24 protein-coding genes are annotated in these 23,055 nt (G+C 67.2%); 18 read left to right on the top strand and 6 right to left on the bottom strand.

Going from position 1 to position 23,055, the window contains the following annotated elements; genetic code table 11:
• Positions 1-11: 11 nt before the first annotated feature.
• From nirD to ACFWO8_RS00280, 4 genes are all read left to right on the top strand, one after another.
• Positions 12-392 carry a nitrite reductase small subunit NirD gene (nirD, locus tag ACFWO8_RS00295; protein WP_378940276.1) on the top strand — a complete coding sequence of 127 codons (381 nt, stop codon included), beginning with the start codon at positions 12-14 and terminating at the stop codon, positions 390-392.
• Positions 389-1,633: a uroporphyrinogen-III synthase gene (locus tag ACFWO8_RS00290; RefSeq protein WP_378940274.1), complete on the top strand. Its 1,245-nt coding sequence runs from the start codon at positions 389-391 to the stop codon at positions 1,631-1,633. The genes nirD and ACFWO8_RS00290 overlap by 4 nt, the downstream gene beginning before the upstream one ends.
• A complete protein-coding gene (locus tag ACFWO8_RS00285; protein ID WP_378940272.1) occupies positions 1,627-2,361 on the top strand; it encodes a sirohydrochlorin chelatase in 735 nt (244 codons plus the stop codon). The genes ACFWO8_RS00290 and ACFWO8_RS00285 overlap by 7 nt, the downstream gene beginning before the upstream one ends.
• 461 nt (positions 2,362-2,822) lie before the next feature.
• The gene (locus ACFWO8_RS00280; protein WP_378940270.1) at positions 2,823-3,452 is read left to right on the top strand and encodes a hypothetical protein; all 630 of its coding nucleotides are present in this window, start codon (positions 2,823-2,825) and stop codon (positions 3,450-3,452) included.
• On the opposite strand, the gene ACFWO8_RS00275 is transcribed toward ACFWO8_RS00280, so the two are convergent.
• Positions 3,431-4,387 carry a GlxA family transcriptional regulator gene (locus ACFWO8_RS00275; RefSeq protein ID WP_378940268.1) on the bottom strand — a complete coding sequence of 319 codons (957 nt, stop codon included), beginning with the start codon at positions 4,385-4,387 and terminating at the stop codon, positions 3,431-3,433. The two genes, ACFWO8_RS00280 and ACFWO8_RS00275, sit on opposite strands and share 22 nt — an antisense overlap.
• Positions 4,388-4,512: 125 nt before the next feature.
• Between ACFWO8_RS00275 and ACFWO8_RS00270 the strand changes: the two genes are divergently transcribed.
• The 3 genes from ACFWO8_RS00270 to ACFWO8_RS00260 all read left to right on the top strand — a co-directional run bounded on the left by ACFWO8_RS00270 (position 4,513) and on the right by ACFWO8_RS00260 (position 6,398).
• Positions 4,513-5,457, top strand: a complete 945-nt coding sequence (locus ACFWO8_RS00270) for an NAD-dependent epimerase (RefSeq protein WP_378940266.1) — start codon at positions 4,513-4,515, stop codon at positions 5,455-5,457.
• A 77-nt stretch (positions 5,458-5,534) separates the two neighbouring features.
• A complete protein-coding gene (locus ACFWO8_RS00265) occupies positions 5,535-5,867 on the top strand; it encodes a TfoX/Sxy family protein (RefSeq protein WP_378940264.1) in 333 nt (110 codons plus the stop codon).
• Between the two features lie 78 nt (positions 5,868-5,945).
• On the top strand, positions 5,946-6,398 hold the full coding sequence (locus tag ACFWO8_RS00260; RefSeq protein WP_378940262.1) for a VOC family protein: 453 nt from the start codon (positions 5,946-5,948) through the stop codon (positions 6,396-6,398).
• A gap of 56 nt (positions 6,399-6,454) precedes the next feature.
• Here the strand turns inward: ACFWO8_RS00260 and ACFWO8_RS00255 are convergent, their stop codons facing one another.
• On the bottom strand, positions 6,455-6,880 hold the full coding sequence (locus tag ACFWO8_RS00255; protein WP_378940260.1) for an Ig-like domain-containing protein: 426 nt from the start codon (positions 6,878-6,880) through the stop codon (positions 6,455-6,457).
• A 177-nt stretch (positions 6,881-7,057) separates the two neighbouring features.
• Between ACFWO8_RS00255 and ACFWO8_RS00250 the strand changes: the two genes are divergently transcribed.
• Together ACFWO8_RS00250 and ACFWO8_RS00245 are read left to right on the top strand one after the other, a co-directional pair.
• Positions 7,058-7,279, top strand: coding sequence for a hypothetical protein (locus ACFWO8_RS00250; RefSeq protein WP_378940258.1), 222 nt, complete (start codon positions 7,058-7,060; stop codon positions 7,277-7,279).
• 145 nt (positions 7,280-7,424) lie between these two features.
• Positions 7,425-10,022, top strand: a complete 2,598-nt coding sequence (locus ACFWO8_RS00245) for a LuxR C-terminal-related transcriptional regulator (protein ID WP_378940256.1) — start codon at positions 7,425-7,427, stop codon at positions 10,020-10,022.
• Positions 10,023-10,024: 2 nt separating this feature from the next.
• Here the strand turns inward: ACFWO8_RS00245 and ACFWO8_RS00240 are convergent, their stop codons facing one another.
• Positions 10,025-10,642: a TetR/AcrR family transcriptional regulator gene (locus ACFWO8_RS00240; protein ID WP_378940254.1), complete on the bottom strand. Its 618-nt coding sequence runs from the start codon at positions 10,640-10,642 to the stop codon at positions 10,025-10,027.
• Positions 10,643-10,758: 116 nt separating this feature from the next.
• Here ACFWO8_RS00240 and ACFWO8_RS00235 point away from each other — a divergent pair, with 116 nt between their 5' ends.
• The 9 genes from ACFWO8_RS00235 to ACFWO8_RS00195 all read left to right on the top strand — a co-directional run bounded on the left by ACFWO8_RS00235 (position 10,759) and on the right by ACFWO8_RS00195 (position 19,963).
• The gene (locus tag ACFWO8_RS00235) at positions 10,759-12,132 is read left to right on the top strand and encodes a flavin-containing monooxygenase (RefSeq protein ID WP_378940252.1); all 1,374 of its coding nucleotides are present in this window, start codon (positions 10,759-10,761) and stop codon (positions 12,130-12,132) included.
• A complete protein-coding gene (locus ACFWO8_RS00230) occupies positions 12,129-13,277 on the top strand; it encodes a serine hydrolase domain-containing protein (RefSeq protein WP_378940250.1) in 1,149 nt (382 codons plus the stop codon). Before ACFWO8_RS00235 ends, ACFWO8_RS00230 begins: the two co-directional genes overlap by 4 nt.
• Before the next feature lie 2 nt (positions 13,278-13,279).
• Positions 13,280-14,323: an NAD(P)-dependent alcohol dehydrogenase gene (locus tag ACFWO8_RS00225; RefSeq protein ID WP_378942913.1), complete on the top strand. Its 1,044-nt coding sequence runs from the start codon at positions 13,280-13,282 to the stop codon at positions 14,321-14,323.
• A gap of 14 nt (positions 14,324-14,337) precedes the next feature.
• Complete coding sequence (locus tag ACFWO8_RS00220) at positions 14,338-15,990, top strand: class I adenylate-forming enzyme family protein (RefSeq protein WP_378940248.1); 1,653 nt, start codon at positions 14,338-14,340, stop codon at positions 15,988-15,990.
• Positions 15,991-16,002: 12 nt separating this feature from the next.
• Positions 16,003-17,742 carry an amidohydrolase family protein gene (locus ACFWO8_RS00215; RefSeq protein ID WP_378940246.1) on the top strand — a complete coding sequence of 580 codons (1,740 nt, stop codon included), beginning with the start codon at positions 16,003-16,005 and terminating at the stop codon, positions 17,740-17,742.
• Between the two features lie 201 nt (positions 17,743-17,943).
• The gene (locus tag ACFWO8_RS00210) at positions 17,944-18,297 is read left to right on the top strand and encodes a hypothetical protein (RefSeq protein ID WP_378940244.1); all 354 of its coding nucleotides are present in this window, start codon (positions 17,944-17,946) and stop codon (positions 18,295-18,297) included.
• 65 nt (positions 18,298-18,362) lie between these two features.
• Positions 18,363-18,593, top strand: coding sequence for a CopG family transcriptional regulator (locus tag ACFWO8_RS00205; RefSeq protein WP_378940242.1), 231 nt, complete (start codon positions 18,363-18,365; stop codon positions 18,591-18,593).
• On the top strand, positions 18,590-19,033 hold the full coding sequence (locus ACFWO8_RS00200; RefSeq protein ID WP_378940240.1) for a PIN domain-containing protein: 444 nt from the start codon (positions 18,590-18,592) through the stop codon (positions 19,031-19,033). The genes ACFWO8_RS00205 and ACFWO8_RS00200 overlap by 4 nt, the downstream gene beginning before the upstream one ends.
• Positions 19,034-19,354: 321 nt before the next feature.
• Positions 19,355-19,963, top strand: coding sequence for a hypothetical protein (locus ACFWO8_RS00195; RefSeq protein ID WP_378940238.1), 609 nt, complete (start codon positions 19,355-19,357; stop codon positions 19,961-19,963).
• Here the strand turns inward: ACFWO8_RS00195 and narI are convergent.
• From narI to narH, 3 genes are read right to left on the bottom strand one after another with little or no spacing between them, the layout of a single operon-like run.
• Complete coding sequence (narI, locus tag ACFWO8_RS00190; RefSeq protein ID WP_378940236.1) at positions 19,944-20,699, bottom strand: respiratory nitrate reductase subunit gamma; 756 nt, start codon at positions 20,697-20,699, stop codon at positions 19,944-19,946. The two genes, ACFWO8_RS00195 and narI, sit on opposite strands and share 20 nt — an antisense overlap.
• A complete protein-coding gene (gene narJ, locus ACFWO8_RS00185; RefSeq protein ID WP_378940234.1) occupies positions 20,696-21,376 on the bottom strand; it encodes a nitrate reductase molybdenum cofactor assembly chaperone in 681 nt (226 codons plus the stop codon). The genes narI and narJ overlap by 4 nt, the downstream gene beginning before the upstream one ends.
• The gene (gene narH, locus ACFWO8_RS00180; RefSeq protein WP_378942908.1) at positions 21,373-23,052 is read right to left on the bottom strand and encodes a nitrate reductase subunit beta; all 1,680 of its coding nucleotides are present in this window, start codon (positions 23,050-23,052) and stop codon (positions 21,373-21,375) included. Before narH ends, narJ begins: the two co-directional genes overlap by 4 nt.
• Positions 23,053-23,055 lie beyond the last annotated feature (3 nt).

Genomic DNA, 23,055 nt, shown 5'->3' with positions numbered 1-23,055 from the left:
AGGAGGAACCGATGACCGTGATCGACACACCCACCATCACCACTGAGACCGCGACCTGGACCCAGGCTTGCCGGCTCGATTTCCTGATCCCGGGGCGCGGCGTTGCTGTCCTGCTGAAGGGCGGCCGTCAGGCGGCTCTGTTCCTACTCACAGACGGCACGCTCGCCGCCGTGGGCAATATTGATCCGTTCGGCCGGGCCGCGGTGATGTCGCGCGGCATCATCGGTGACCGTGGCGGTGTTCCCGTCGTCGCGTCGCCGCTGCTCAAGCAGGCTTTCTCGTTGATCGACGGCCGCTGTCTCGACGACGAGTCCCAGTCCCTGCCGGTGTACGCCGTCCAGCTCGACGGCGGCGTCGTCGCGGTCTCGAACGAGCCGGTGCAGACCACATGACCTCACCCACCGACACTGGCCCCTGCCTTGCCGGCTTCACCATCGGCGTCACCGCGGCGCGGCGCGCCGAGGAATTCAGCACCCTGCTCACCCGCAAGGGCGCGACCGTCACGTCCGCCCCTGCTATCCGCATCATCCCGCTGGCCGATGACACCGAGCTCGAACGTGTCACCGAGCTGCTGATCGCCGATCCGCCGCAGATCACCGTCGCCACCACCGGCATCGGTTTCCGCGGCTGGATGGAAGCGGCCGAAGGCTGGGGTCTGGCCGAGGTCCTGCGCGACACCCTCGCCTCGACCCGGATGCTGGCCCGCGGCCCCAAGGCCAAGGGCGCGATCCGCGCGGCCGAACTGCGTGAGGAATGGTCGCCCGCCTCGGAGTCCTCGGCCGAGGTGCTCGATCATCTGCTCGCCGAGGGCGTCGAAGGCGTTCGCATCGCGGTGCAGCTGCACGGCGCGACCACCGAATGGGAGCCGGTTCCCGACTTCTGCGAGGTGCTGCGCTGCGCGGGCGCCGACGTGGTTCCGGTGCCGGTGTACCGGTGGGAACCGCCGGCCGATCGTGGGCCGATGGACTCGATGATCGATTCGATCATCTCCGGCAGCCTGGACTGTGTCACCTTCACCAGCGCGCCCGCGGTGGCGTCGCTGTTGATGCGCGCCAAGGAAACCGGGCTCTTGGAATCGGTGCTGCACGCGTTCCGTGGCCGGGTGCTCGCCGCCTGTGTCGGGCCGATCACCGCGGCTCCGCTGGAAGAACTCGGCGTGCCGACGACGATGCCGGGCCGGGCCCGGTTGGGTGCGCTGGCTCGCCATGTGGCAGAAGAACTTCCGCGCCGCGCCAGCCGGATCTACGCGGCCGGTCATCTGATCAGCGTGCGTGGTGGCTGTGTCGTCGTCGACGGTGAGGTGCGTCAGCTCGCGCCCGCTCCGATGGCGTTGATGCGGTCGCTGGCTCGTCAGCCCGGTCGGGTTGTCTCGCGTGAAGACCTGCTGGCCGCGCTGCCGGGTGGCGGCGACGACACCCATGCGGTGGAGACCGCGATCGCGCGCCTGCGGGCTGGTCTCGGGACTCCCAAGGCGATTCAGACCGTCGTGAAGCGTGGGTACCGGCTGGCGTTGGACGCGGCCGACTGCTCCGACACTCCGCCCGTGCGGGCGGCTGTCCAGTCACCACACGCCGCGGGGATCGGGACGCCCGCTCGCTCGCCCCGGCCCACGCAAGCGATCGGGGCGTGGTGAGCGCCGCGCAGCCGGGTGATCCGGCTCTGGTGCTGGTCGCGCACGGGACTCGCAGTGCGCGCGGGGTGGAAATGATCGCCGCGCTCGCCGATGCGGTGGCCGCCGAACTCGGCGTCGCGGTGTCCTCGGCGCCGAATACCGCGCTGCGGACCGCTTTTGTCGACGTGCTCGGACCTTCACCGTCGGAGGTTCTTCGCGATCTCGACGGGCCCGCCGTGGTGGTTCCGGCGTTTCTCGCTTCGGGTTATCACGTGTATCAAGACGTTCCGCGTGAGGTCGCCGAGAGTGGGCATTCCGCGGTCGCGGTGACGGCGGCGATGGGGCCGGATCCGGCGTTGACCGCGATCATGGCGGTGCGGTTGCGGGCTGTCGGGTGGAAGCCGGGTGACGCGGTGGTTTTTGCGGCGGCCGGGTCTTCGGATTCGCGTGCGCGACAGGATGTTCGGCGGGCTGCGGGGATGCTTGCCGAGCAGCTCGGTGCGCCGGTGAAGATTGCGTATGTGGCGACCGGGACGCCTCGGGTGCCTGAAGTTGTTGCCTCGCTTCGTGAGTCGGGGGCGCGGGTGTTCATCGCGTCTTATCTGTTGGCGCACGGTCTTTTTCATCAGCGGTTGCATGATGCGGGGGCTGATGGGGTGGCTGAGCCGATCGGTGTGCATCCTGGGGTTGTTCGGTTGATTGTTGATCGGTATCGGAGTGCGGCTCGGGAGCTGGTCGGGGCGCGCTGATGTCCGGGGATTGGTAGTCCCAGGCAGGTTTGGGCTGTGTTTGTTGGCGCGCTGGCGCGCGCGTGTCCGCGGCCCCAAGGGGCCGCCGGTTAGCGCTCGAGACTAGAGCCTTCGGCTCAGCGCTTTCGAGCGCTAACCGGCGACCCGGCCGCGGACCGGCCACTTCGTGGCCGTCCCTCCCCAGGGGTCGGGAGTGCGGGGCTGGTAGTGCGGTCATGGCGGATTTGGGGTGCACGGTGTGGTTGGTGGTGCGGTCATGGCGGGCTTGGGGTGCACGGTGTGGTTGGTTTGGGCGGTCATGGCGGGCTTGGGGTGCACGGTGTGGTTGGTTTGGGCGGTTGGGCGGTTGGGCGGGACGCTCGTTGTTCGCGGTGGGGGGATAGGGTGGTGTGTACTGATTGAAGGGGAGTTCGGTGTCTGATTCGTCGGCAGGTCAGGGGTATTCATCGCAGGATGATGGGGTGACTGCGTATCCGGTGAATCCTTCGGGCTACGCGCCTGTTCCGCAGCCGCCTGTTCCGCAGTCGCCGTATTGGCCGGGCGCTCCCTATCCTGTGCCGGGTGGTGCGTATCCGCCGGTGGATGCCGGGCCGCGGATTGTTCCGCAGAGTGTGCAGATCGCGTTCTACGTGATGCTGGCCGGGGCCGTGGTCACGCTGCTCGGGATGGCTTACTCGCTCACCATGCTCGACGAGGCTCGTAGCGATGCGCTCGACGCGTCGGGTGGGGTGTTGCGGGGGGACGACCTGGATCTTCTCGTGTACGCGAGCGTCGGTGGGGCCCTCGCGAGTTCGCTGGTGACGGCGGGGTTGTGGGTGTGGATGGCCTTCGTCTGCCGGGCGGGGAAGAACTGGGGGCGGATCACGGGGACGGTGTTCTTCGGGCTCAACGCGCTGTTCTATGTCTTCGGCACGGTGATGGCGATCGCCACCTCGACGGCCGGTATCGCGCTGGTGTTCAGCACGGTCACGTTGGCTATCGGACTGGCCGCGGTGATCCTGTTGTGGAACGGCATGTCCGGTCCCTACTTCGCACCGCGGACGCCACCGGGCTATCCGGCCTACCCCGGCTATCCGCCTATCGCGCCGTAGTTGAAGTTTGCCCGGTAGACGCTCGGGGAAACGCCGAGCTGGCGAACCATGTGCTGGCGCAACGACTCCGCCGACCCGATGCCGCTGTGCCGCGCAACCTGTTCGACCGGCAGCGATGTCGATTCCAGCAGCTCTCGGGCTCGGTGCAGGCGCTGACCCAGTAACCATTTCTGCGGGCTGAGTCCGGTTTCCTCGTGGAATCGGCGGGTCAGGGTGCGCACGCTGGTTCGGGCGTGCTCGGCCAATTCACGCAGCGACAGGGGAGTGTCGAGGCGCTCCAGTGCCCAGGCTCGGGTGGCCGAGAGCGAGAGGTCGTCGTCGGCGGGCAGTGGGGTGTCGACGAACTGGGCTTGGCCGCCGGGCCGCACGGGTGTCACCACCGCGGCGCGCGCGGCGGCGTTGGCCACGGTGGCGCCGTAGTCGGCTCGAATCAGGTGCAGGCACAGGTCGATTCCGGCCGCCGCGCCAGCCGCGGTGGTCACCGGCCCGTCCTCGATGAACAGCGCGTCGGTGCGCACCTGGACGAGCGGATGGTCGCGGGCCAGTTCCTCGGCCAGGCCCCAGTGCGTGGTCGCGGTGCGGCCGTCGAGCAGTCCGGCCTGGGCGAGCACGAACGCGCCGCTGCAGATCGAGGTGACCAGGACGCCGCGGTCGACGGCCGCGCGCAGTGCCTTCAGCGTCACCGGATCCGCGTCTGTGCGGCTGCCCGTACTGGGCACGACCACCGCGTCGGCGGAGTCGAGGACGTCGAGCCCGTGCCGGATCACGACATCGAATCCGCCTGGCGTCGATGGCAATACTCCTGGCTCGGCCGTGCAGACCACCACCCGATAGCCGGGCTCGCCGTCGATCATGACCGAGCCCATCAGGGTTTCCGGCATCGACAGGTCGAAGGACTTCACCGGCGGGACGGCCACCACAGCAATGGTCTTCATGGCCCGATCCTTGGGATAGCTGGCATTGTGGCCACTAGTCTAGTCGTCCCGCGAACGGCATCGTTGAATGTGCGGGCGTAACCCCATCGCCCCATCGAAAGATGTTGTTGTGAAAGGGAATTCACATGTCCACTCATGTAGTGATCGGCCGAGGTGGTACCGCCACCGCTACCGCGTTGTCGCTAGCCGAAGCCGGGGATCGCGTCCGGATGGTGAGCCGGAGCGGGCTCGGCCCCACCCATCCCGACGTGGAACTGATCGCGCTCGACGCACTCGACACCACCGCCCTGACCGAGATCGCGACCGGTGCGGGCACCGTGTTCAACCTGGCGATGCCGGCGTATCACACCTGGCCGCACACGGTTCCGCCCTTGTTCGGCTCGATTCTGTCGGCGACGGAAACCGTTGGCGCCGACCTGGTCATGCTGGGAAATCTGTACGGCTACGGCCCGGTCGACGGTGTCGTCAGCGAACGCACCCCGCTCGCCGCGACGGGTAGTAAAGGGGCGGTCAGAGCCAGAATGTGGGCCGATGCGCTCGCCGCGCACGAGGCGGGCCGGTTGCGCGTCACCGAACTGCGCGCGGGTCAATTCCTCGGCGCGGGCGCGATCTCGATCTTCTCCCTGCTCGTTCAGTCCGCCGTCCTGGCGAATACCCCAGCCCGGGTGCCGCAGGAACTCGACCTGGCGCACTCGTTCACCGCGATCGGTGATGCCGCGGCCGCACTGGTCACCCTCGCGCGAGACGACCGGTCGTGGGGGAGGGCCTGGCACGCCCCGGTGATCACCACGACCGTGCGCGAGGCCGCGAACCGGCTCGCCGCGCTGGCCGATGCCGCGACACCCGAACTGGCAGTGCTCACCGACGCGGAGATCACCGAACTCGCCGAGGAGGATCCGTTCTGGGCTGAGCTGTTCGAGACGAGACACATGTCCCATCGCGAGTTCATCGTCGACGATTCGGCGATACGTTCCACCTTCGGCCGCACCGCGTCGACGCTGGACGAGGTGCTCGCCGAGGTGGTCACCGCCGACGCGGCCGCACGGGTAACCATCCCCGACGCGGGGTAGCTGCGGCCGAGGCTGTACCGATATTCGCCGCCCTCGAATCTGCGCTTCTTGTCGGTGCCTCGGCGCACACTGAGCCGATGGCATACGACGAGGAACTCGCCGAGCGGATCCGGGAGATCGTCTACCCGCGGCCCGACCTCGCCGAGCAGAAGATGTTCGGCGGTCTGGCCTTTCTGATCGGCGGCAATATGGCCGTGGCCGCCAGCGGCAAGGGCGGGCTGCTGGTGCGGGTCGCTCCGGCCGACGGCGATGGCCTGCTCGATGGATCGGCGATCACGCCGATGGTGATGGGCGGGCGCGAACTACACGGCTGGCTGCGAGTGGCGCCCGCAACGGTCGACGACGACACGGCACTGCGGGAATGGGTCGAACGTGGAGTGCGGTTCGCCGAGACCTTGCCGCGAAAATAAGTTCGGTGGATGTGTCGAAGCGTGGTGTTCGGCTCCGACCAGTGGGTGAAGCAAGCCACTCACCTGAAGGAGCACATCATGTCTGTCAACACTTTCCTCTGGTTCGATGCCGACGCCGAAGCAGCGGCCGAACTGTATGCCGCGACCGTGCCGAACTCGCGCATCGTCGAGATCACCCGCCAGGGTGACGGCTCGGCCTTCATCATCACCCTCGACCTCGACGGTCAGGCCGTCACCTTGATGAACGGCGGCCCCGGCCACCCGCACAGCGATGCCGCGTCTTTGCAGGTGGTCGTGGATACCCAGGAGGAGATCGACAGCCTCTGGGCGGCACTGTCACAGGGCGGCGGAACCCCCGGCCCGTGCGGCTGGCTCACCGACCCGTTCGGTGTGTCCTGGCAGGTCGTCCCGGCCGTGCTGCCCAAGCTCATGGGTGGTGAGGCCGAGCGCGTCATCGCCGTCGGCACGGCGCTGCGCTCGATGTCCAAGCTCGACATCGCCGCCCTGCAACAGGCCTACGACCAGGCCTGAACGCGCGAACGGCCGCCGCGGGGAGAGGTTCGCGGCGGCCGTTGCGTGCGGGCGGGCTAGTCGGCCGAGCCCGACAGCAGCCCACCCAGGCCGGAACCGGTACTCGTCCCACCGCCGGGCGTGGTCGGCTTCGGGGCGACGGTGATGGTGACGGTCTTGGAGCTGATGAGCTCCTGCACCGCCTTGATCTCGTGCGCGCCGGTGGTCTTCGGCGTCCAGGTGATGGTGGCCTTGCCGTCCGACACCGAGACCGGCTCACCGATCTGGGTGCCGTTGTCGGTGAAGGTCACCTTGAACAGGAAGGAAGTGGCCGTGACATCGGCGGTGACGGTGTAGGCGGTATCCACATAGTGGGTGCTACCGCTCACCGCGATCCCCTGCACGAGCGCGGATGCCTGCGGTGCTGCCAGTACGGCGGCCGCGGCCACCGCGGTGAAGGCCGTCAGTCCGAAACCGGCACGCCGCGCCTGGTAGATCTTCATGATGTTCTCCTGTTCGCGCTGATGATGAGCGCGACATTAGCCAGCGGATCCGGCCCGTGTCCCGAAAACTGAAATAACGATGTTTAAAAGTGTGGAGGCTGGTTGCGTCGCAGGTGGCGACCGAATTCACCCGGAGCGGATGAGGCAGCCGCGGCGACCGGCCGCGACACTGGAACCATGTCGACGTCGGGTCCGCTGCGCTATCAGTTCGTCATCGAGGGCGAGCTGTCCGAGCGTGTCCTCGCGGCTTTTCCCGAGCTGCGCCCCAGTTCGCATTCGCCCACCGGGACGACCACCCTCTACGGCCTCGTCGCCGACAGCACGGCCATGCGCGGGGTGATGGCCCGCATCGACACCCTCGGCCTCACGCTGCTGAGCATGTCCCAGTTACCCGACTGAGCGTTCACCGACGAGTCGAACTCGATCTGATAACGAGCGCCCCTACTTCACCTGGCCAGCAACCGAACAGCCGCCGTTTCGCCTACCGTCGATCTCGGCGGAGGTCGGCCGCCGCGCGGTGAATGGCGTGTTCAGGAGGGTGAAGATGGCTTCGTCGTCGGGTTTTCTGGACTTTCACAGTGGCGGCTCGGTGATAGCTGTGGTCGGTCCGTACGCCGGCCTGCCCGAGCTGTCCTTCGCGCCGGTTCGCTGCAACGAGGCGTTCGCCCGCCTGGATCGGGCGCAGGCCGGCGCCGGGCACACGGTGCTGCTGTGCGGACCGGCGGGCAGCGGAAAGACCGTCGTGCTGGTCGACTGGGTGCGCCGCCGGTGCCCGGCGCGCGTCGCGTGGTTGACCGTCGCCGAACAGCACGGTACCGACCTGCTGGCCGAGATCGCCCGAACCCTCGATCCCACACCGGATTTCGTTCCGGCCGGCGGGCTGCACACGCCGATGGACCGCGCCGCGGACCTCGTCGCCGCCCTGGCCGATGTCGAGCCGACAGTGCTGGTGATCGACAACGCCCACCTGCTCACCGACCCATTGCAGCTCGCCGGCCTCGAATACCTGCTCACACACCTGCCCGCCCAGGTCACCGCGTTGATCGCGAGCCGCTTCGACCCGCCGCTACGCTGGCACACCCTCGATCTGGCGGGCAGGCTCACCCGGATCGGCGCGCCCGAACTCGCCCTCTCCCCGGACCGGGCCGCCCAACTGCTCGCCCAGCACGGTTGCCGACTCGACGACGACGAGCTCGCCGTGGTCCAGAACCTGACCTGTGGCTGGGCCGCACTGGTCCGCATCGCCGCGATCTGTCTGTCGGCCACCGGGACCGACCGCGACACCGCCCTCGCCGCACTGGCCCGTCCCTCGCACGCGGTCGCCGACTTCCTGGTCGCCGAACTGCTCGCCTCGCTACCGGCCCCCACCCTCGAATTCTTGGTCGCCACAGCGGTTCCCACGCGATTCTGCCTGCCGATGGCCGAAGATCTGGTCGGTGACGACGCTGCCCGCATCCTCGACGAACTGCTGCGCGCCAACTTCCCCTTGCACACCGTCGCCCAGGCGGGCGAACTCTGGTACACCTACCATCCGCTCCTGCGGGCCTACCTGCTCGCCGAGGCCGCCTATACCAGGCCCGATCGCCTGCCCGACTGTCATCGCCGGGTGGCGGCTTGGTTCACCGCGGCCGCGATGCTGGAGCCCGCACTCGAGCACGTCGTGGCCGAGCCCGGCGCGCCCGGCCTGGTGGCCTTCCTGCGCGACTGGGGACTGCGCATGGTTCTGGAAGGAACGGGCCATACTCTGCTCGCCGCCGTCGAAAACTTCGCCCAGCACGATACTTTCGTCCGCCTGCTGCGCGCGGCCGTCGCGGTGGAGTCGGGCGATATCGCCGCCGCCGAGGTCTATCTCGAGGCCGCCCACGTCGGCCCGGAATCGGCGGCGCCGATGGTGCCCGCCGAGTGGGTGGCCGCCCTCGATCATGCCGTGAGCGCGGGAGTCGCTGTGCTGGTGGGTGATTCGTCTTCGATGCGCTGGCCGCTGCCGCCGGTGACCGGGCAGTCCGACCTCGACTGCTACGCCGCGCTGCACTGCGGAATCGCCGAGATCTACGGCGGCGAAATCGACAGTGGCGCGGCGTCTGTGCGCCACGCGATCGTGCACTCCGAGCAAACCGGTCTCGGTCGCGTCGCAGTGCGCGCCAGAACCGCGACGGCCGTGGCGGCCGGGATGGCGGGCCGGGTCGGCGAGCTACGAGCGCTGGCGGCCCAGGCGATCGACTGCGCCGAACGCTATGAACTGGCCGGTTTCCCCGATGCCGCTGCGGCCAGGGTGCTCGCGGCCTACGGCGCCTACCAGCAGGGTGTGGATTTCGAGCGGCCGTTGCCGAGCTTGCTCTCGGCCGCGGCCGACGAGACCGTGGTGCCCGCACCGGTGCGCCAGGCGGCGATCATGACCGGCGTGCTGCTGTTCGACGACGCCGCTGATCGCTCGGCCGCCGCGGTCGCGCTGAGCAAGCAACTCCACCGCCTGCTCGACGAATCGCCGACGCTGCACGGCACCGGCGAACTGGTCACCGATGTGCTGTGGCTACTGCTGCGCGTCCAGGCCAGGGCGGACGCGCGGCAGTTGATCGACCACGCGGCGCGGGTGCTCGGCGAGACTCCGGACCTGGCTGTCGCCGAAGCGGGACTGGCTCTCTATGCCCATCGCCCCGCCGTCGTGCTGACATTGCTGGAACCGCTGCTCGCGACCGGGCGGCTGTCGCCGCGATCGGTGGTCGCGGCGTGGCTGCTGGTCGCGGTCGCCGCCGACCGCCTCGAACGCCCCCGCAAGGTCGACGACGCCGGTGAACAGGCCCTCGCGCACGCGGCCACCGAACAGCTGACGCGCCCGTTTCTCGACGTGCCGGCGGCTGCCGATCTGCTCGCCCGGATCGGCGCGCGCTTCGGCCAGTACGCGGCTCTCGTCGACCGTATCCGCGCCGACCGAGGCGCCACCGCGGGCGCCCCGCAACTCACCCACACCGAACTGGTTGTGCTTCGCCAACTTCCCTCCGGCATGACGGCCGCCAATATCGCCGCCGACCTGGGCGTCTCGGTGAACACGGTCAAGACGCACCTGCGCGGCATCTACCAAAAACTCGCCGTCAACGCCCGCGCCGAGGCGATCGCCCAGGCGCGCGTGCTCGGCCTGCTCTGAGCTCAGTCCGGCGCCTGCAATGCGGGGAACCAGACATCGGTGAGGACGGTGGCGGCCTTCTCGGCAGTGACCTCGATGGTGCCCTGCATGGCCCATCGGGTGAAGAACCGTTCGAGCTGGGCGACCAACAGTTCGATCCGCAGCCTGGCCTCGTCGCGGCGATGTTCGGGCCAGCGCGAGAGGTAGGCGGGCATGCTGTCGGCCAGCGTCATGATCCCCTCGCGCGCCAACGCGCGGAACTCCGGCTCGAGCGCGGTGGCCTCGTCCCAGGCCGGGAGCATGTCCCTGTTGGTGAGGAACCAGTAGATCGCGCGGGTCATCCACTCCCGCAACGCGGCACGGGAGCCGTCGGTGAGCACCCGGTCCAGGTCGGCGTAGAACTCCCGAACGCTGGTCAGCGTGCCTTCCTGGGCGATGGCGCGCAGCACCTCGCCCTTGCTCGTGAAATGCAGGTAGAAGGTCGCCCGGCTACAGCCGACGGCGGCGACGATGTCGTCGACACGGACATCGGAGTAGCCCTGCGTCTCGAACAGGGTGCGCGCGGTCTTGACGATCCTCGCCTTCGTCAGGCGCTTCTGTTCCTCGCGTAACGATCCACGACGGGCGGGTTCGGTCGTCATCGGGTCAGCTTAGACGATCCGCCCATTCACTGGACATGATGTCCAGCGAGACGCTATCCTGTGGTCCACGTCACTCGGCATGGTCAAAGGTGACCGAGGCCGCTCAGGAGTTGTGCATGGATTCACGTCATTTACCCAAGGTCTGCGTCATCGGCGCCGGACCTTCGGGTATCACCGCCGCGAAAAGGCTGGCCGAGAACGGGATTCCGTTCGACTGCTACGAGGCATCTGACGAGGTCGGTGGCAACTGGTACTTCAAGAACCCCAATGGCATGTCGGCGTGCTATCAGAGCCTGCACATCGACACCTCGAAGTACCGCCTGCAATTCGAGGACTTTCCGGCACCGGCGGATTGGCCGCACTTCCCGCACCATTCCCAATTGCTGCAGTACTTCAAGGACTACGTCGACCACTTCGGGCTGCGGGAGCGGATCCGGTTCAACAGCCTGGTCACCGCCGCCGAGCGCGACGACGCGGGTCTGTGGCGGGTGACGACGGCGACCGGCGAGACCGAGGTCTACGACGCGCTGATCGTCTGCAACGGCCATCACTGGAATCCCCGATTCCCGGACTATCCAGGCGAATTCGACGGCGTGCTCATGCACAGCCACGCCTACAACGACCCGTTCGACCCGATCGATATGCGCGGCAAGCGGATCGTGGTGGTCGGCATGGGCAACTCGGGCCTCGACATCGCCTCGGAACTGTCCCAGCGCTTCCTCGCCTCGAAGCTGTTCGTCTCCGCCCGCCGGGGCGTGTGGGTGCTGCCCAAGTACGTGAACGGGCAAGTGGGCGACCGGGCTTCGATGCCGGCGTGGATTCCCGGCAAGATCGCGCTCAAGCTCAAGCAACGCTTCGTCCGCAAGAACCGCGGCGAGATGTCGACCTACGGTCTGCCGACACCCGATCATGAGCCCTTCGAGGCGCATCCGTCGGCGAGTGAGGAGTTCCTGCACCGGGCCGGCTGCGGTGACGTGGAGTGCAAGCCCGCGATCACCCGATTGGATGGCGACACTGTGCATTTCGCCGATGCCAGCAGCGAGCAGATCGACGTGATCGTCTGCGCGACCGGCTACCACATCAGCTTCCCGTTCTTCACCGACACCGAACTGGTGCCCGACGCGGCCAATCGGTTCCCGCTGTTCCAGATGATGATGAAGCCCGGCGTGGACAACCTGTTCTATCTCGGTCTCGCCCAGCCGATGCCGACCCTGGTGAACTTCGCCGAGCAGCAGAGCAAGCTGGTCGCCGCCTATCTGACCGGCCGCTATCACCTGCCGCCGCGCACGCAGATCGACGACGTGCTCGGGGCACAGGAAGCCAAACGTAGTGGGCGCTACTACGATTCGCCCCGCCACACCATCCAGACCGAATTCGAGCCGTACGTGCGCGCGATGACCAAGGAGATGGAGCGCGGAGCGAAACGTGCCGCTGCCGCGGGGAATTCCCTGCCGGTGCCCGCTCGGGTGACGGTCGAGGTGGCGCGATGAGCACCTCTTCGGGCTTTTGCCGCGACGAATTCGCCGGGGTGCGTGCGGCATTCGACGAACACCTCGCCTCCGGCGCCGAACTCGGTGCCGCCCTGTGCGTCACCGTCGACGGCGATCCGGTTCTCGACCTCTGGGGTGGCTACGCCGATCCTGAGCACAAGACCCCGTGGGGCGCCGACACCCTGGTCAACGTCTTCTCGGTCACCAAGACGATGACCGCGCTGTGCGCTTTGCTGCTGGTGGACCGGGGCGAACTCGACGTCGACCAGCGCGTCGCCCACTACTGGCCCGAATTCGCGGCGAACGGCAAGGCCGACATCGAAGTCCGCCACCTGCTCTCGCACACCTCGGGTGTCTCGGGCTGGGACAAGCCGATCGAGCTGTCCGACATCTACGACACCGATGCCGCCGCCGCCCGGCTGGCAACGCAGGCGCCGTGGTGGGAGCCGGGCACCGCCTCGGGCTATCACGCCATCAACTACGGCCATCTCATCGGTGAACTGGTGCGCCGCATCACCGGTCGTTCGCTCGGCCGGTTCTTCGCCGACGAGCTGGCCGGGCCCTTGGGCGCCGATTTCCACATCGGCACCGGCCCCGAGCACGCCGACCGGATCGCCACCCTGATCCCGCCGGAGATGCCGGATTTCGACCTGTCGACCCTCGATCAGGACAGCGTGCTGATCAAGACGCTCACCAGTCCCTGGCTGGAGGTCTCCGAAACCGCGACGCCCGCCTGGCGCGCGGCCGAGATCGGCGGCACCAACGGGCACGGCAACGCGCGCTCGGTGGCGCGCGTCCAGTCGCTGATCGCCAACGGTGGCGAGCTGAGCGGCAGGCAGTTCCTCTCGCCCGCGACGATCGAGCTGATCTTCCGCGAGCAGGCCGACGGGATCGATCTCGCCTTGCTCGCCCCGCTGCGCTTCGGCATCGGCTACGGGCTGCCCCGGCCGCAGACCTTCCCGCACATTCCGGACGGGCGGGTGTGCTGGTGGGCCGGGTACGGCGGCTCGATGGTGGTCAACGACCTGGATCGCCGAATCACCTTCGCCTACACCATGAATCGGATGGCCACCGGTTTGATCGGTTCCAATAGGTGTGACAGCTATCTGAAGGCCACGTTCGACGCGGTCGGCGGCGCCCGATGACCATGCGCGCGATGCAGTTGACAGCCCCGGGCACCCTCGAATTGCGCACGGTGCCCGTGCCCGAGCTCGGCCCCGATGATCTGCTGCTGCGGGTCGGCGCGGCCGGGATCTGCCATTCGGATTCGTTCGTCCTCGGCTTGCCGTTTCCGATGAGCGAGTCCCCACTCACGTTGGGCCACGAGATCGCGGGCACGATCGAGGCGGTCGGCTCGGCGGTGACAGGCCGACGGGCCGGGGAGCGGGGCATCGTGTACCTGTGCTGGTCGTGCGGTGAATGCCGGGAGTGCCTGCGCGGCAACGAGAATGTCTGCCTGGCCGCCGGTCGCACCGCGATGCCACCGTGCCCCGGTCTCGGGCCCGACGGTGGCATGGCCGAGTACGTCCGCATCCCGGTTCGCTCGTTCGTGCCGATCGCCGACGAACTGGACTTCGCCCATGCCGCACCACTGGCGGACGCGGCACTCACGCCGATGCACGCCATCCGCGGCGCCATGGACCAGCTGTGGCCCGGCGCTACCGCGGTCGCCATCGGCATCGGCGGACTCGGCCACGTGGCGATCCAACTGTTGAAGACCCTCACCGAGACCACGGTGATCGCGGTCGACGTCGACGCCGACAAGCTCGCCCTCGCCACCGAATGCGGCGCCGACATCGCGTTGAAGGCCGACGAGAACACCGCGGCCACGATCCTGGAGCTCACCGGTGGACGTGGCGCGGAGGCGGTGTTCGACTTCGTCGGCTCCGATCCCACCGCGAAACTGGCCGTCGAAACTGTCGCCCCGAACGGCGCCTACCGAATGGTCGGCCTCGGCGGCGGTATCCCCGGCATCGACTCGGGACCGGCGGGCGGACCCGGTCTGCCGTGGGGTGCCACCGTTCGAAAGTCCTACGGCGGCACCAGAACCGACCTTATCGACGTGGTGGCGCTCGCCGCCGCGGGCAAGGTGCGCGCGGAGGTCGAGCGGTTCGACCTCGCCGACGCGCGCGCCGCCTTCGACCGACTCGACTCCGGCGCGATCCGCGGACGCGCCGTCCTCATTCCCTGATGGAGAAGAAGAACATGACCAACGCTGTAGACCCGCAGGAATTCGTCGCCAAGGTCGCCGCGGGCCTCACCGCTCCCGGCGCACCGTTCGAGATGACCGTCGAACCCGTTGTCGGCGTGCCGATTCCGGTTTTCGCCAAGCGCTACGCCAGCTTGCGTGAACTGCTGGAGCACTCACTGCGATGGGGCGAGCGCGACTACCTCGTCACCGAGGACCGCCGGATCTCCTTCGCCGAGCACGCCGCGGCCGCGGGCGCGCTGGCCACCGCGCTCGCCGCCAGGTACGGCATCGGTAAGGGCGATCGCGTCGGCATCCTGGCCGCCAACGGGCCGGACTGGGTGATCGCGTTCTGGGCGGCGCAGTGCCTCGGCGCGATCCCGGTCGGCTACAACGCCTGGTGGGCACCTCGGGAGATCGCCTACGGGCTCGAGCACGCCACGCCGACCGTGGTCATCGCGGACGCGAAAAGGGCTGCGCTGCTAGCCGAAACAGCGACCGAGCTGCCCATCTTGACCATGGACGAGGATCTGCCCGCCCTGATCACCGAGTTCGGTGGCGGCGAGATCCCCAGCACGCCGGTCGCCGAAGACGATCCGGCCGTCATCCTCTACACCAGCGGTACCAGTGGCAGGCCGAAAGGCGTTGTCCATTCGCAGCGAAACATGGTGGCGATCAGCGACTACCACCGTTTCACCGACGCTATGCTCGCCGCGTTCATGGGTCAGGAGCCCGGCGACGCGCCGAGCGACCGCCGATACCTGGTCACCGCGCCGCTGTTCCACATCGCCAGTCTGCACAACCTCGTCATTCCCCGGCTGCGGACCGGTGCGGCAGTGGTGTTCCCACACGGTGGCTTCGAAGTCGGCCGGGTACTGAGCCTGGTCGAGAGCGAGAAGGTCACCAACTGGGCCGCGGTGCCGACCATGGCCTCGCGGCTGCTGGACCATGATGTGGACCAGCATGATCTGTCTTCGCTCTCCGCGCTTTCGCTGAACTCCGCGCCGTCCTCGCCCGCGTTGCTCGCCGCCTTGCGTGCGAAGATGCCGACCCTGCAATTCGCGCTGACCACCAGCTACGGGCTCACCGAGAGCGGCACCGCGGCGACTGTCGCCACCCCGCTCGACCTGGCCGCCGACGATGCCTCGGTCGGGAGGGCGATCATCGGGGTCGCGATGGAGATCCGCGATGCCGCGGGCAACGCCGTCGGCGACGGTGAAGAGGGTGAGATCTGCATCCGCAGCCCCTATGTGATGCTCGGTTACTGGAACGACGACGCGGCGACCAAGGCCTCGATCGACGACCAAAGGTGGCTGCGCTCCGGCGATTTCGGCACCCTGAACCAGGGCAGACTGACCGTGTCGGGCCGACGGACCGACCTGATCCTGCGCGGCGGCGAGAACGTCTACCCCACCGAGATCGAGAACGTACTCGTCGAACACCCGGCCGTTCTCGATTGCGCGGTCTTCGGCATGAGCCATCCCGATCTCGGCCAGGAAGTAGCGGCCATCGTCGTCGCCGAACCGGGCACGGTGGACCCGGAGGAACTGCGCGCCTTCGTCGCCGAACGCCTCGCCTATTTCAAGGTGCCCGTCCGCTGGCGGATCACTTCGGACATGCTGCCGCGCAACGCGACCGGTAAAGTCATCAGGCGCGAGCTCGCGATCTAAAAGGGGTCAGAAATGTTCGACAGCATCATCAAAGGTGGCCGGTTCTTCGACGGCACCGGCGCCCCGTCCGCGGTTCGCCACCTCGGCATCACCGACGGCAAGGTCGCCGAGATCTCGGCGACCCCGCTCGACGAAACCGGCTGCGACCGGGTCGTCGACGCGACCGGCAAATGGGTCATGCCAGGCATGATCGACATCCACACCCACTACGACGTGGAGGTCCTGCTCGACCCGTCGCTGTCGGAGTCGGTGCGCCACGGCGTCACCACCGTGCTGCTCGGTTCGTGTTCGCTCTCGACCGTGCACGTCGACGGTGAGACCGCGGGCGACCTGTTCGGCCGGGTCGAGGCCATCCCGCGCCAATACGTGGTCGGCGCGATGAACGACGTCCAGACCTGGAGTACCGCAGGCGAATACATCGACGCGCTCGAGCAGTTGCCGCTGGGCCCCAACCTGGCCGGCTTCATCGGCCACTCCGATATCCGCGCGGCGGTGATGGGTCTGGACCGCTCCACCCGCAAGGAAGTGAAGCCGTCCGCCGATGAGCTGGCCGAGATCGAGCGCATGCTCGTCGACGCGCTCGACGCCGGGTTCGTCGGAATGTCCTCGCAGCAGCTGCTTTTCGACAAGCTCGATGGGGAAACCTGCCGATCGCGCACGCTGCCGTCCACGTATGCCAAGAGCAAGGAACGCCACCGGCTCAACACGATCCTGCGCAAGCGTGGTCGCGCGTTGCAGGGCGGGCCCGACATCACCAACCCCAAGAGCTTGGTGTCGATGGCGGTGTCGAGCATCGGCCTCTGGCGTAATCCGCTCAAGGTGAGCCTGCTGTCGGCGGCCGATGTGAAGGCGGTGCCCGGCGCGTCCAAGATGTTCCCCGCCGTCGGCAAGATCATCAACGGACTCGACGGCAACTTCCGCTGGCAGCATCTGCCGGTGCCGTTCGAGGTGTACTCCGACGGCATCTCGCTGCCGGTGTTCGAGGAATTCGGTTCCGGCGCTGCCGCTTTGCACCTGTCCGATCAGATCGACGAGCAGCGTCACCTCATGCAGGACGAAGAATACCGCCGCTCGTTCCGCAAGGACTACGACAACAAGTACGGCCCCCGCGCGTGGCACCGTGACTTCTTCGACGCCGATATCGTCGACTGCCCCGACGAGACCGTCATCGGCAAGACCTTCGGTGAGGTGGGCGTCGACCGTGGCGGCGTGCACCCGGTCGACGCGTTCCTCGATCTCTTCGTCGAGCACGGTGACAAATTGCGCTGGCGCACAACTATTTCCAACCACCGCCCGGAGGTAGCCGATGTCCTGGCCGCCGACCCGTCGGTCCAGCTGGGCTTCTCCGACGCGGGCGCGCACCTGCGCAATATGGCCTTCTACAACTTCGGCCTGCGCCTGCTGCGCCGGGTCAACGACGCGGTGAACCGCGAAAAGCCGTTCATGACAGTCGAACACGCGGTGCACCGGCTCACCGGCGAACTCGCCGACTGGTACGGCCTCGACACCGGTCACCTGCGTGTGGGCGACCGTGCCGACGCCGTCGTCATCGACCCAGCCCACCTCGACGAAACCCTGGACGCCTACGCCGAGGATCCGATCGCGATCTTCGGCAATCTCTCGCGCATGGTCAACCGCAACGACGAGACCGTCACCGCGGTCTTCGTCAACGGGCGATATGTCTTCGGCGAGGGTCAGGCCGATCCGGCACTCGGCACCGAACGAGTGGGGGATTTCCTGCGCGCCGAGTAGGACGAGTGCAGCCCGTCGACCGGGCCGCGAGGCAGCCGAACCTGCTCGCGGTCGGGTCCACGGCACCGACCCGTCGCGCACGCGGAGCCCGGTGCGCGACGGGCCCACCTCGATCTGCGACCCTCACCTGACGAGGCGAGCGGTGTTCGACCCGAATCCGGTCGCGGCCCGAACACTGCCACATCAGCGAGAGGACTCGACATGTCGGACGCGAAACGGATCACCTGGGGCAAACCCCGCCACCCCACCGACGCCGACCGCGACGCTCTACGCGAGGACCTGCTCGCCAAGGCTCGCGCCGTGCGCGGCGACGGCTGGGCGAACTACCGCACCGAGTGGCCCGCGGGTCAGGTTGCTGTTGTCGCCTATCTACTCGACGACACCGAAGTCCTGACCGAACTCGAAGAAAGCGAGAGCACCGTCTTGAGTCGTTTCGCCGCTGACCTGTTCGGCTTCACCGGGGGGCGCAAAGACAACGAAAAAGGTCTCGTCGACACCCAAGCCTGGTTCAGCACCGTCCGCAAATCCCTCGCCACCCAGCGTCGTGACCTGTAGCTGGTCGGAGTTCCCGTCGGCTGGATCACCTCGATACGCGATGCCCTACGTGATACCCTACGTGCATGAAGGTGAAGACGAGCGTCTACCTCGATCAGGAGCAAACCTCGCGTTTGAAGCATGCCGCTGAGGCGACCGGTCGATCTGAGGCGGAGCTCATTCGAGAGGGCATTGATCTCATCCTGCTGCGTGCCCCTCGGCCTCCGCGCACACGACCTTGGCCTACTTTTGATTCCGGTGATCCGCATTTTGCGACACGGGCGGACACTCTGCTCAATGACGCCTACGAACAGTGAGCTTCTTCATCGCGGACACCTCCGCGATCATCGCCGCATATGACAGCGCCGCTCCACAAGGTCCTCGCGTCCGGGAGTTGCTCGGCACTGGCGTAGCAGTCGTGTCGGCGCTGGTCTTGGACGAGGTCGACCACCTGCTGGTCGCACGGTTCGGTAAGGACCGCCGCCACGCCAACCTTGTCCTCGATGATCTACTGACGTCGGCAGAGGAGGGAAGCGTGCTCATTCCACCGGTCGATCATCCTGACATCCGCCTCGCGCATCGTATTATCGGCCAGTTCGCAGGTTTGCGGCTCGACCTCGCCGATGCAGTCAATGTTGCTCTCGCAGAGCGCTATCTGACGAACGAGATCCTTACGCTCGACGAGCGCGACTTCCGCGCCCTCAAGCCACTGAACTCGTCGTACGCGGCTTTTCGGCTACCGATCCAGGATTCATGAGGACCTCGGGCGCTCCACAGGCCAGCCGCGCCACCAAGCCGTCTGCCGCGGGCATTTCGTGACAGAAGCCACAACGCAGGGCATCATGAAGTCTCGCGACCGGGCGCGGCAGGGACAACGGTTGTATGGGCGGATGGAGCGCGCGCTCGGCGGTCGCGGTCTTCGTGCCGTCAATCAGCGGGTGGGGCGGACCGCGGCGGCTTCGCTAATCTCCTGATGTTGTTGCGGCACAACGACACCGGGTACCGGCCGCGAACCCCGCTGGAGCGAATCTGGGAGAGCTCCGTGTCTAACCCGCCATCGCTGCGACGGTGAGTGCTGATGAACCTGATCGTTCTGCGCACGATTACCGGCGGATTGTTGCTCGCGGTATTCGTGCAGAGTGTGGTGTGGTGCTTCGATCCGAAGCAGGAAGTCATGCAACCGATCAATGCGGTACTACTGATCGCGGCCGCGATCTGCGGCATACCCGCCGACCGGGTCGCCGCCGCAGCGCAGAACCGTCGTCAAACGCTGCTGGCCATGGCACACGACCTCACCCGCAGTCGTGCCCTGCTGACGGAAGCGCGGACACTCGCCGCGCGCCCGAGGGAGGGTCAGATCTACCCACGTCTGAGACTCGCGACGCTCGATACCGCCGTCTTGATGAATGCGCTGAGCGTTCCACGCGACCGGGCGGTGATCGACCGGGCGTTGGATCTCGAGGGCCTTGCCTTCGAGCTGAACCGCAGGCTGGAGATCACCGAGGTCAGGTTATGTACGGCTGAGGACATTCAGCGCGCCGAGATCGACCATCTCGCCGCGACGGCCGCGAACCCGGACGGACCTTTCGCTCGAACCGCTGCCGCGTTGACCGCCTTGGAAGACGCAGTTGAGGCAGCGTTGCGCCCGGCCTGGCCGCGGCGGGCTACTACCAGCGATCCGGGGTGACCGGCGCGTCCCACGCCTTGGCGAAACGGGTCTTGTCCTTGGTCTCCACTTCCTTGCGGCGGTAGACGATGTAAGGGCGGGTGACGTAGCCGATGGGGGCGCTGAACATGTGGACCAGGCGGGTGTAGGGCCAGGCCGCGATCAGGGCGAGGACCACGAGGCCGTGGAGCTGGAAGGTCCAGGGGACACCGACCATCAGGCCCGGTTCGGGGTTGATCGAGAACAGGCTGCGGAACCAGGGGGAGACGGTTGTGCGGTAGTTGTAGGTACCCCACAGCAGGTTGGAACCCCAGGTGTTGCTCAGGCCGGTGACCAGGGCCAAGGTCAGCAGCGTGTACATCATCACGTCGTTGCGGCTGGTGTTCTTGCGCACGGCCGGAATGACGATGCGGCGGTAGCACAGGATGGCAACGCCGAGCACGACCATGAGTCCGGCGATGGAACCCGCACCGACAGCGAGGATGTGATAGGCGTGCTCGGAGATGCCGACCGCCGCGGTCCAGGATTCGGGGATCAGCAGGCCCATCACGTGACCGAAGAACACGCCGAGCATGCCGAAGTGGAACAGCGGGCTGCCCAGTTGCAGCAGCTTGGACTCATAGATCTGCGAGGAACGGGTGGTCCAGCCGAACTGGTCGAAGCGATAGCGCCAGACATGGCCCAGCACAAAGGAAGTCGCCGCGATGTAGGGCAGGATCAGCCACAGGCCTTCGGGCAGGGGGATGGTGGCGTTCATCTGCGGCCTTCCGTGGCTTCGAAGAGTGCGGGGTCCATGGCGTACGGCTCGAGGCCGACCTCTTCCTCGGGCGGACCCTGGGCGGCGAGTTCGGCGATGCGCCTGCGGTCGGCGGTGGTGACCGGCGGCAAGGTGGTGAGGACCGCGCCGAGGACGCCGCTGTAGGGAGAGTTGTTGTCGCCCAGCGACAACCGCAGCAGTTCCATTACCGGCACGTGCTCGCCGAGCAGGCGTTCGCCACCGATCGGGTCGATGGTGGCGGCGAATTCCAGCAGCACCGGCAGGTGGTCGGGCAGTTCCTCGTCGCCGAGTTCCACCCCCGCCTGGCGGTAGGCATGCTTGAACCGCAGCAGCGCCATCCCGCGTTTGCGGGTGTCACCGAAGGCGTAGAACGTCAGGTGCAGGCTGGCGCGGCGGCGCATGTCGAAGGTTTCGACGTAGCTCTGTGCCACCTCGATCGCCGGGGTGTCGCGCAGGTAGGCGAGTATCTCGGCGAAGTGCGCCTGCACCTCGTCGGGCAATCGCGCCGCGGCTTCGGTCAACTGGTCGAGCATGGCCAGGGTCTGCTCGCCGGGGTAGTCGAGCAGGAGCGCGGCGAGCCGCCACACGACCAGGCGGTCGTGCTCGGCCATCTCGGTAACCGGTTGGGGCCGTTTACGAATCGACAGCAGACTCATGGTGCGACACCGCTCACCGGGGTGTCGGCGACGGCAGCGCCGTTGCTGCCGTTGCCGTTACCGGTCTCCCCGTTGCCGGCTGTCTTGCCGTTCGCGTTCGGCAGGAGTCCACTGGTGCTGCGCCCATCCCAGTTGAGCAGGTTGATCCGGCCCGACTTCTCCTCGGGCGCGGCCTGATTGGTGTCCGACAGCGAGAACTTCTCGACGACCTGGTCGAACGCGGTCATGCCGGGCCCGCCGTCGGTGTCGAGACTGCACCCGGTGGCCAGCGAATCCAGTTCGTGCGCTTTGGAAGTCGCGCCCATCGGGATCACGTACCGGTGCTCGTACTTGGCGATGGCGAGCAGCCGGTACATTGCCTCGATCTCTTCGGGCTCGAGACCGATCGACGGCGCGATGTGGGCTTCGGGTTCCTCGCCCAAGTTGACCGAACGCATGAATGCCCGCATCCCGGCCAGCCGCTGCAACGAGGACCGCACCGGCCCGATCTCCCCGGCGGTGAACAGCTCGGCGAGGTATTCGAGCGGGATGCGCAGCGCGTCGATGGCGCCGAACAGGTTGCGCACGTCCTCGCCATCGTGACCGGTCTCGGAGAGCACGTCGACGACCGGCGACAGCGGCGGTACGTACCAGACCATCGGCATCGTCCGGTATTCCGGGTGCAGCGGGAGCGCCAACTGGTAGTCGACGATCAGCTTGTACACCGGCGAATCCTGTGCGGCGGTAATCCAATCCGACGAGATGCCTGCCTTCTCGGCTTCGGCGATCACGCGCGGGTCATGCGGGTTGAGGAACACCCCGAGCTGGGAGGTGTAGAGATCCTGCGGATCGGTGACCTGGGCCGCTTCGAGCACCGCGTCGGCGTCGTAGAGCATCACGCCGATGTAGCGCAGCCGCCCGACACAGGTCTCCGAGCACACGGTCGGAATCCCGACTTCCACACGCGGGTAGCAGAAAGTACATTTCTCCGCCTTGCCCGTCTTGTGGTTGAAGTAGATCTTCTTGTACGGGCAGCCGGTGATGCACTGCCGCCAACCACGGCATTTGTCCTGATCGACGAGCACGATGCCGTCTTCCTCGCGCTTGTAGATCGCACCCGAGGGGCACGACGCGGCGCAGGAGGGGTTGAGGCAGTGCTCGCAGATGCGCGGCAGGTAGAACATGAAGGTCTCTTCGAACTCCAGTTTCACCTTGGTTTCCAGCTTGCCGAGGATGGGGTCCTTGCCGACCTGCTCGGGACCCGAACCCAGGTCGTCGTCCCAGTTCGCACCCCAGGTGACCTTGGTGTCCTCACCGGTGATCAGCGACTTGGGCCGCGCGACCGGGGTGGTGTCCGTGGGCGGCGACGACAACAGGTTGTCGTAGTCGTAGCTCCACGGCTCGTAGTAGTCGTCGACCGTGGGCAGATCGGGGTTGGCGAAGATGTTCATCAGGCGCTTGAAACGCGAGCCCGACTTGAGGGTCAGCTTGCCGCGCTTGTTGAGCGTCCAGCCACCCTTCCACTTCTCCTGGTCCTCGTACTGGCGCGGATAACCCTGTCCGGGACGGGTTTCCACGTTGTTGAACCACACGTACTCGGTGCCGCCGCGGTTGGTCCACGCCTGCTTGCAGGTGACCGAGCAGGTGTGGCAGCCGATGCACTTGTCCAGGTTCATGACCATGGCGAGCTGAGCCATTAC

The organism is Nocardia sp. NPDC058480, assembly GCF_042720495.1.
Taxonomy (GTDB): domain Bacteria; phylum Actinomycetota; class Actinomycetes; order Mycobacteriales; family Mycobacteriaceae; genus Nocardia.
This window is presented reverse-complemented; position numbering and strand designations above follow the sequence as displayed.

Coding starts and splice junctions, on each gene's coding strand:
- ACFWO8_RS00260 (WP_378940262.1), top strand. CDS start 5,946: ATGTCTGTCAACACTTTCCTCTGGTTCGATGCCGACGCCGAAGCAGCG.
- narI (WP_378940236.1), bottom strand. CDS start 20,699: ATGAACGCCACCATCCCCCTGCCCGAAGGCCTGTGGCTGATCCTGCCC.
- ACFWO8_RS00230 (WP_378940250.1), top strand. CDS start 12,129: ATGAGCACCTCTTCGGGCTTTTGCCGCGACGAATTCGCCGGGGTGCGT.
- ACFWO8_RS00225 (WP_378942913.1), top strand. CDS start 13,280: ATGCGCGCGATGCAGTTGACAGCCCCGGGCACCCTCGAATTGCGCACG.
- ACFWO8_RS00210 (WP_378940244.1), top strand. CDS start 17,944: ATGTCGGACGCGAAACGGATCACCTGGGGCAAACCCCGCCACCCCACC.
- ACFWO8_RS00205 (WP_378940242.1), top strand. CDS start 18,363: ATGAAGGTGAAGACGAGCGTCTACCTCGATCAGGAGCAAACCTCGCGT.
- ACFWO8_RS00265 (WP_378940264.1), top strand. CDS start 5,535: ATGGCATACGACGAGGAACTCGCCGAGCGGATCCGGGAGATCGTCTAC.
- ACFWO8_RS00245 (WP_378940256.1), top strand. CDS start 7,425: ATGGCTTCGTCGTCGGGTTTTCTGGACTTTCACAGTGGCGGCTCGGTG.
- ACFWO8_RS00255 (WP_378940260.1), bottom strand. CDS start 6,880: ATGAAGATCTACCAGGCGCGGCGTGCCGGTTTCGGACTGACGGCCTTC.
- ACFWO8_RS00215 (WP_378940246.1), top strand. CDS start 16,003: ATGTTCGACAGCATCATCAAAGGTGGCCGGTTCTTCGACGGCACCGGC.
- ACFWO8_RS00195 (WP_378940238.1), top strand. CDS start 19,355: ATGAACCTGATCGTTCTGCGCACGATTACCGGCGGATTGTTGCTCGCG.
- ACFWO8_RS00290 (WP_378940274.1), top strand. CDS start 389: ATGACCTCACCCACCGACACTGGCCCCTGCCTTGCCGGCTTCACCATC.
- ACFWO8_RS00220 (WP_378940248.1), top strand. CDS start 14,338: ATGACCAACGCTGTAGACCCGCAGGAATTCGTCGCCAAGGTCGCCGCG.
- ACFWO8_RS00270 (WP_378940266.1), top strand. CDS start 4,513: ATGTCCACTCATGTAGTGATCGGCCGAGGTGGTACCGCCACCGCTACC.
- ACFWO8_RS00250 (WP_378940258.1), top strand. CDS start 7,058: ATGTCGACGTCGGGTCCGCTGCGCTATCAGTTCGTCATCGAGGGCGAG.
- narJ (WP_378940234.1), bottom strand. CDS start 21,376: ATGAGTCTGCTGTCGATTCGTAAACGGCCCCAACCGGTTACCGAGATG.
- ACFWO8_RS00240 (WP_378940254.1), bottom strand. CDS start 10,642: ATGACGACCGAACCCGCCCGTCGTGGATCGTTACGCGAGGAACAGAAG.
- nirD (WP_378940276.1), top strand. CDS start 12: ATGACCGTGATCGACACACCCACCATCACCACTGAGACCGCGACCTGG.
- ACFWO8_RS00235 (WP_378940252.1), top strand. CDS start 10,759: ATGGATTCACGTCATTTACCCAAGGTCTGCGTCATCGGCGCCGGACCT.
- ACFWO8_RS00275 (WP_378940268.1), bottom strand. CDS start 4,387: ATGAAGACCATTGCTGTGGTGGCCGTCCCGCCGGTGAAGTCCTTCGAC.
- narH (WP_378942908.1), bottom strand. CDS start 23,052: ATGGCTCAGCTCGCCATGGTCATGAACCTGGACAAGTGCATCGGCTGC.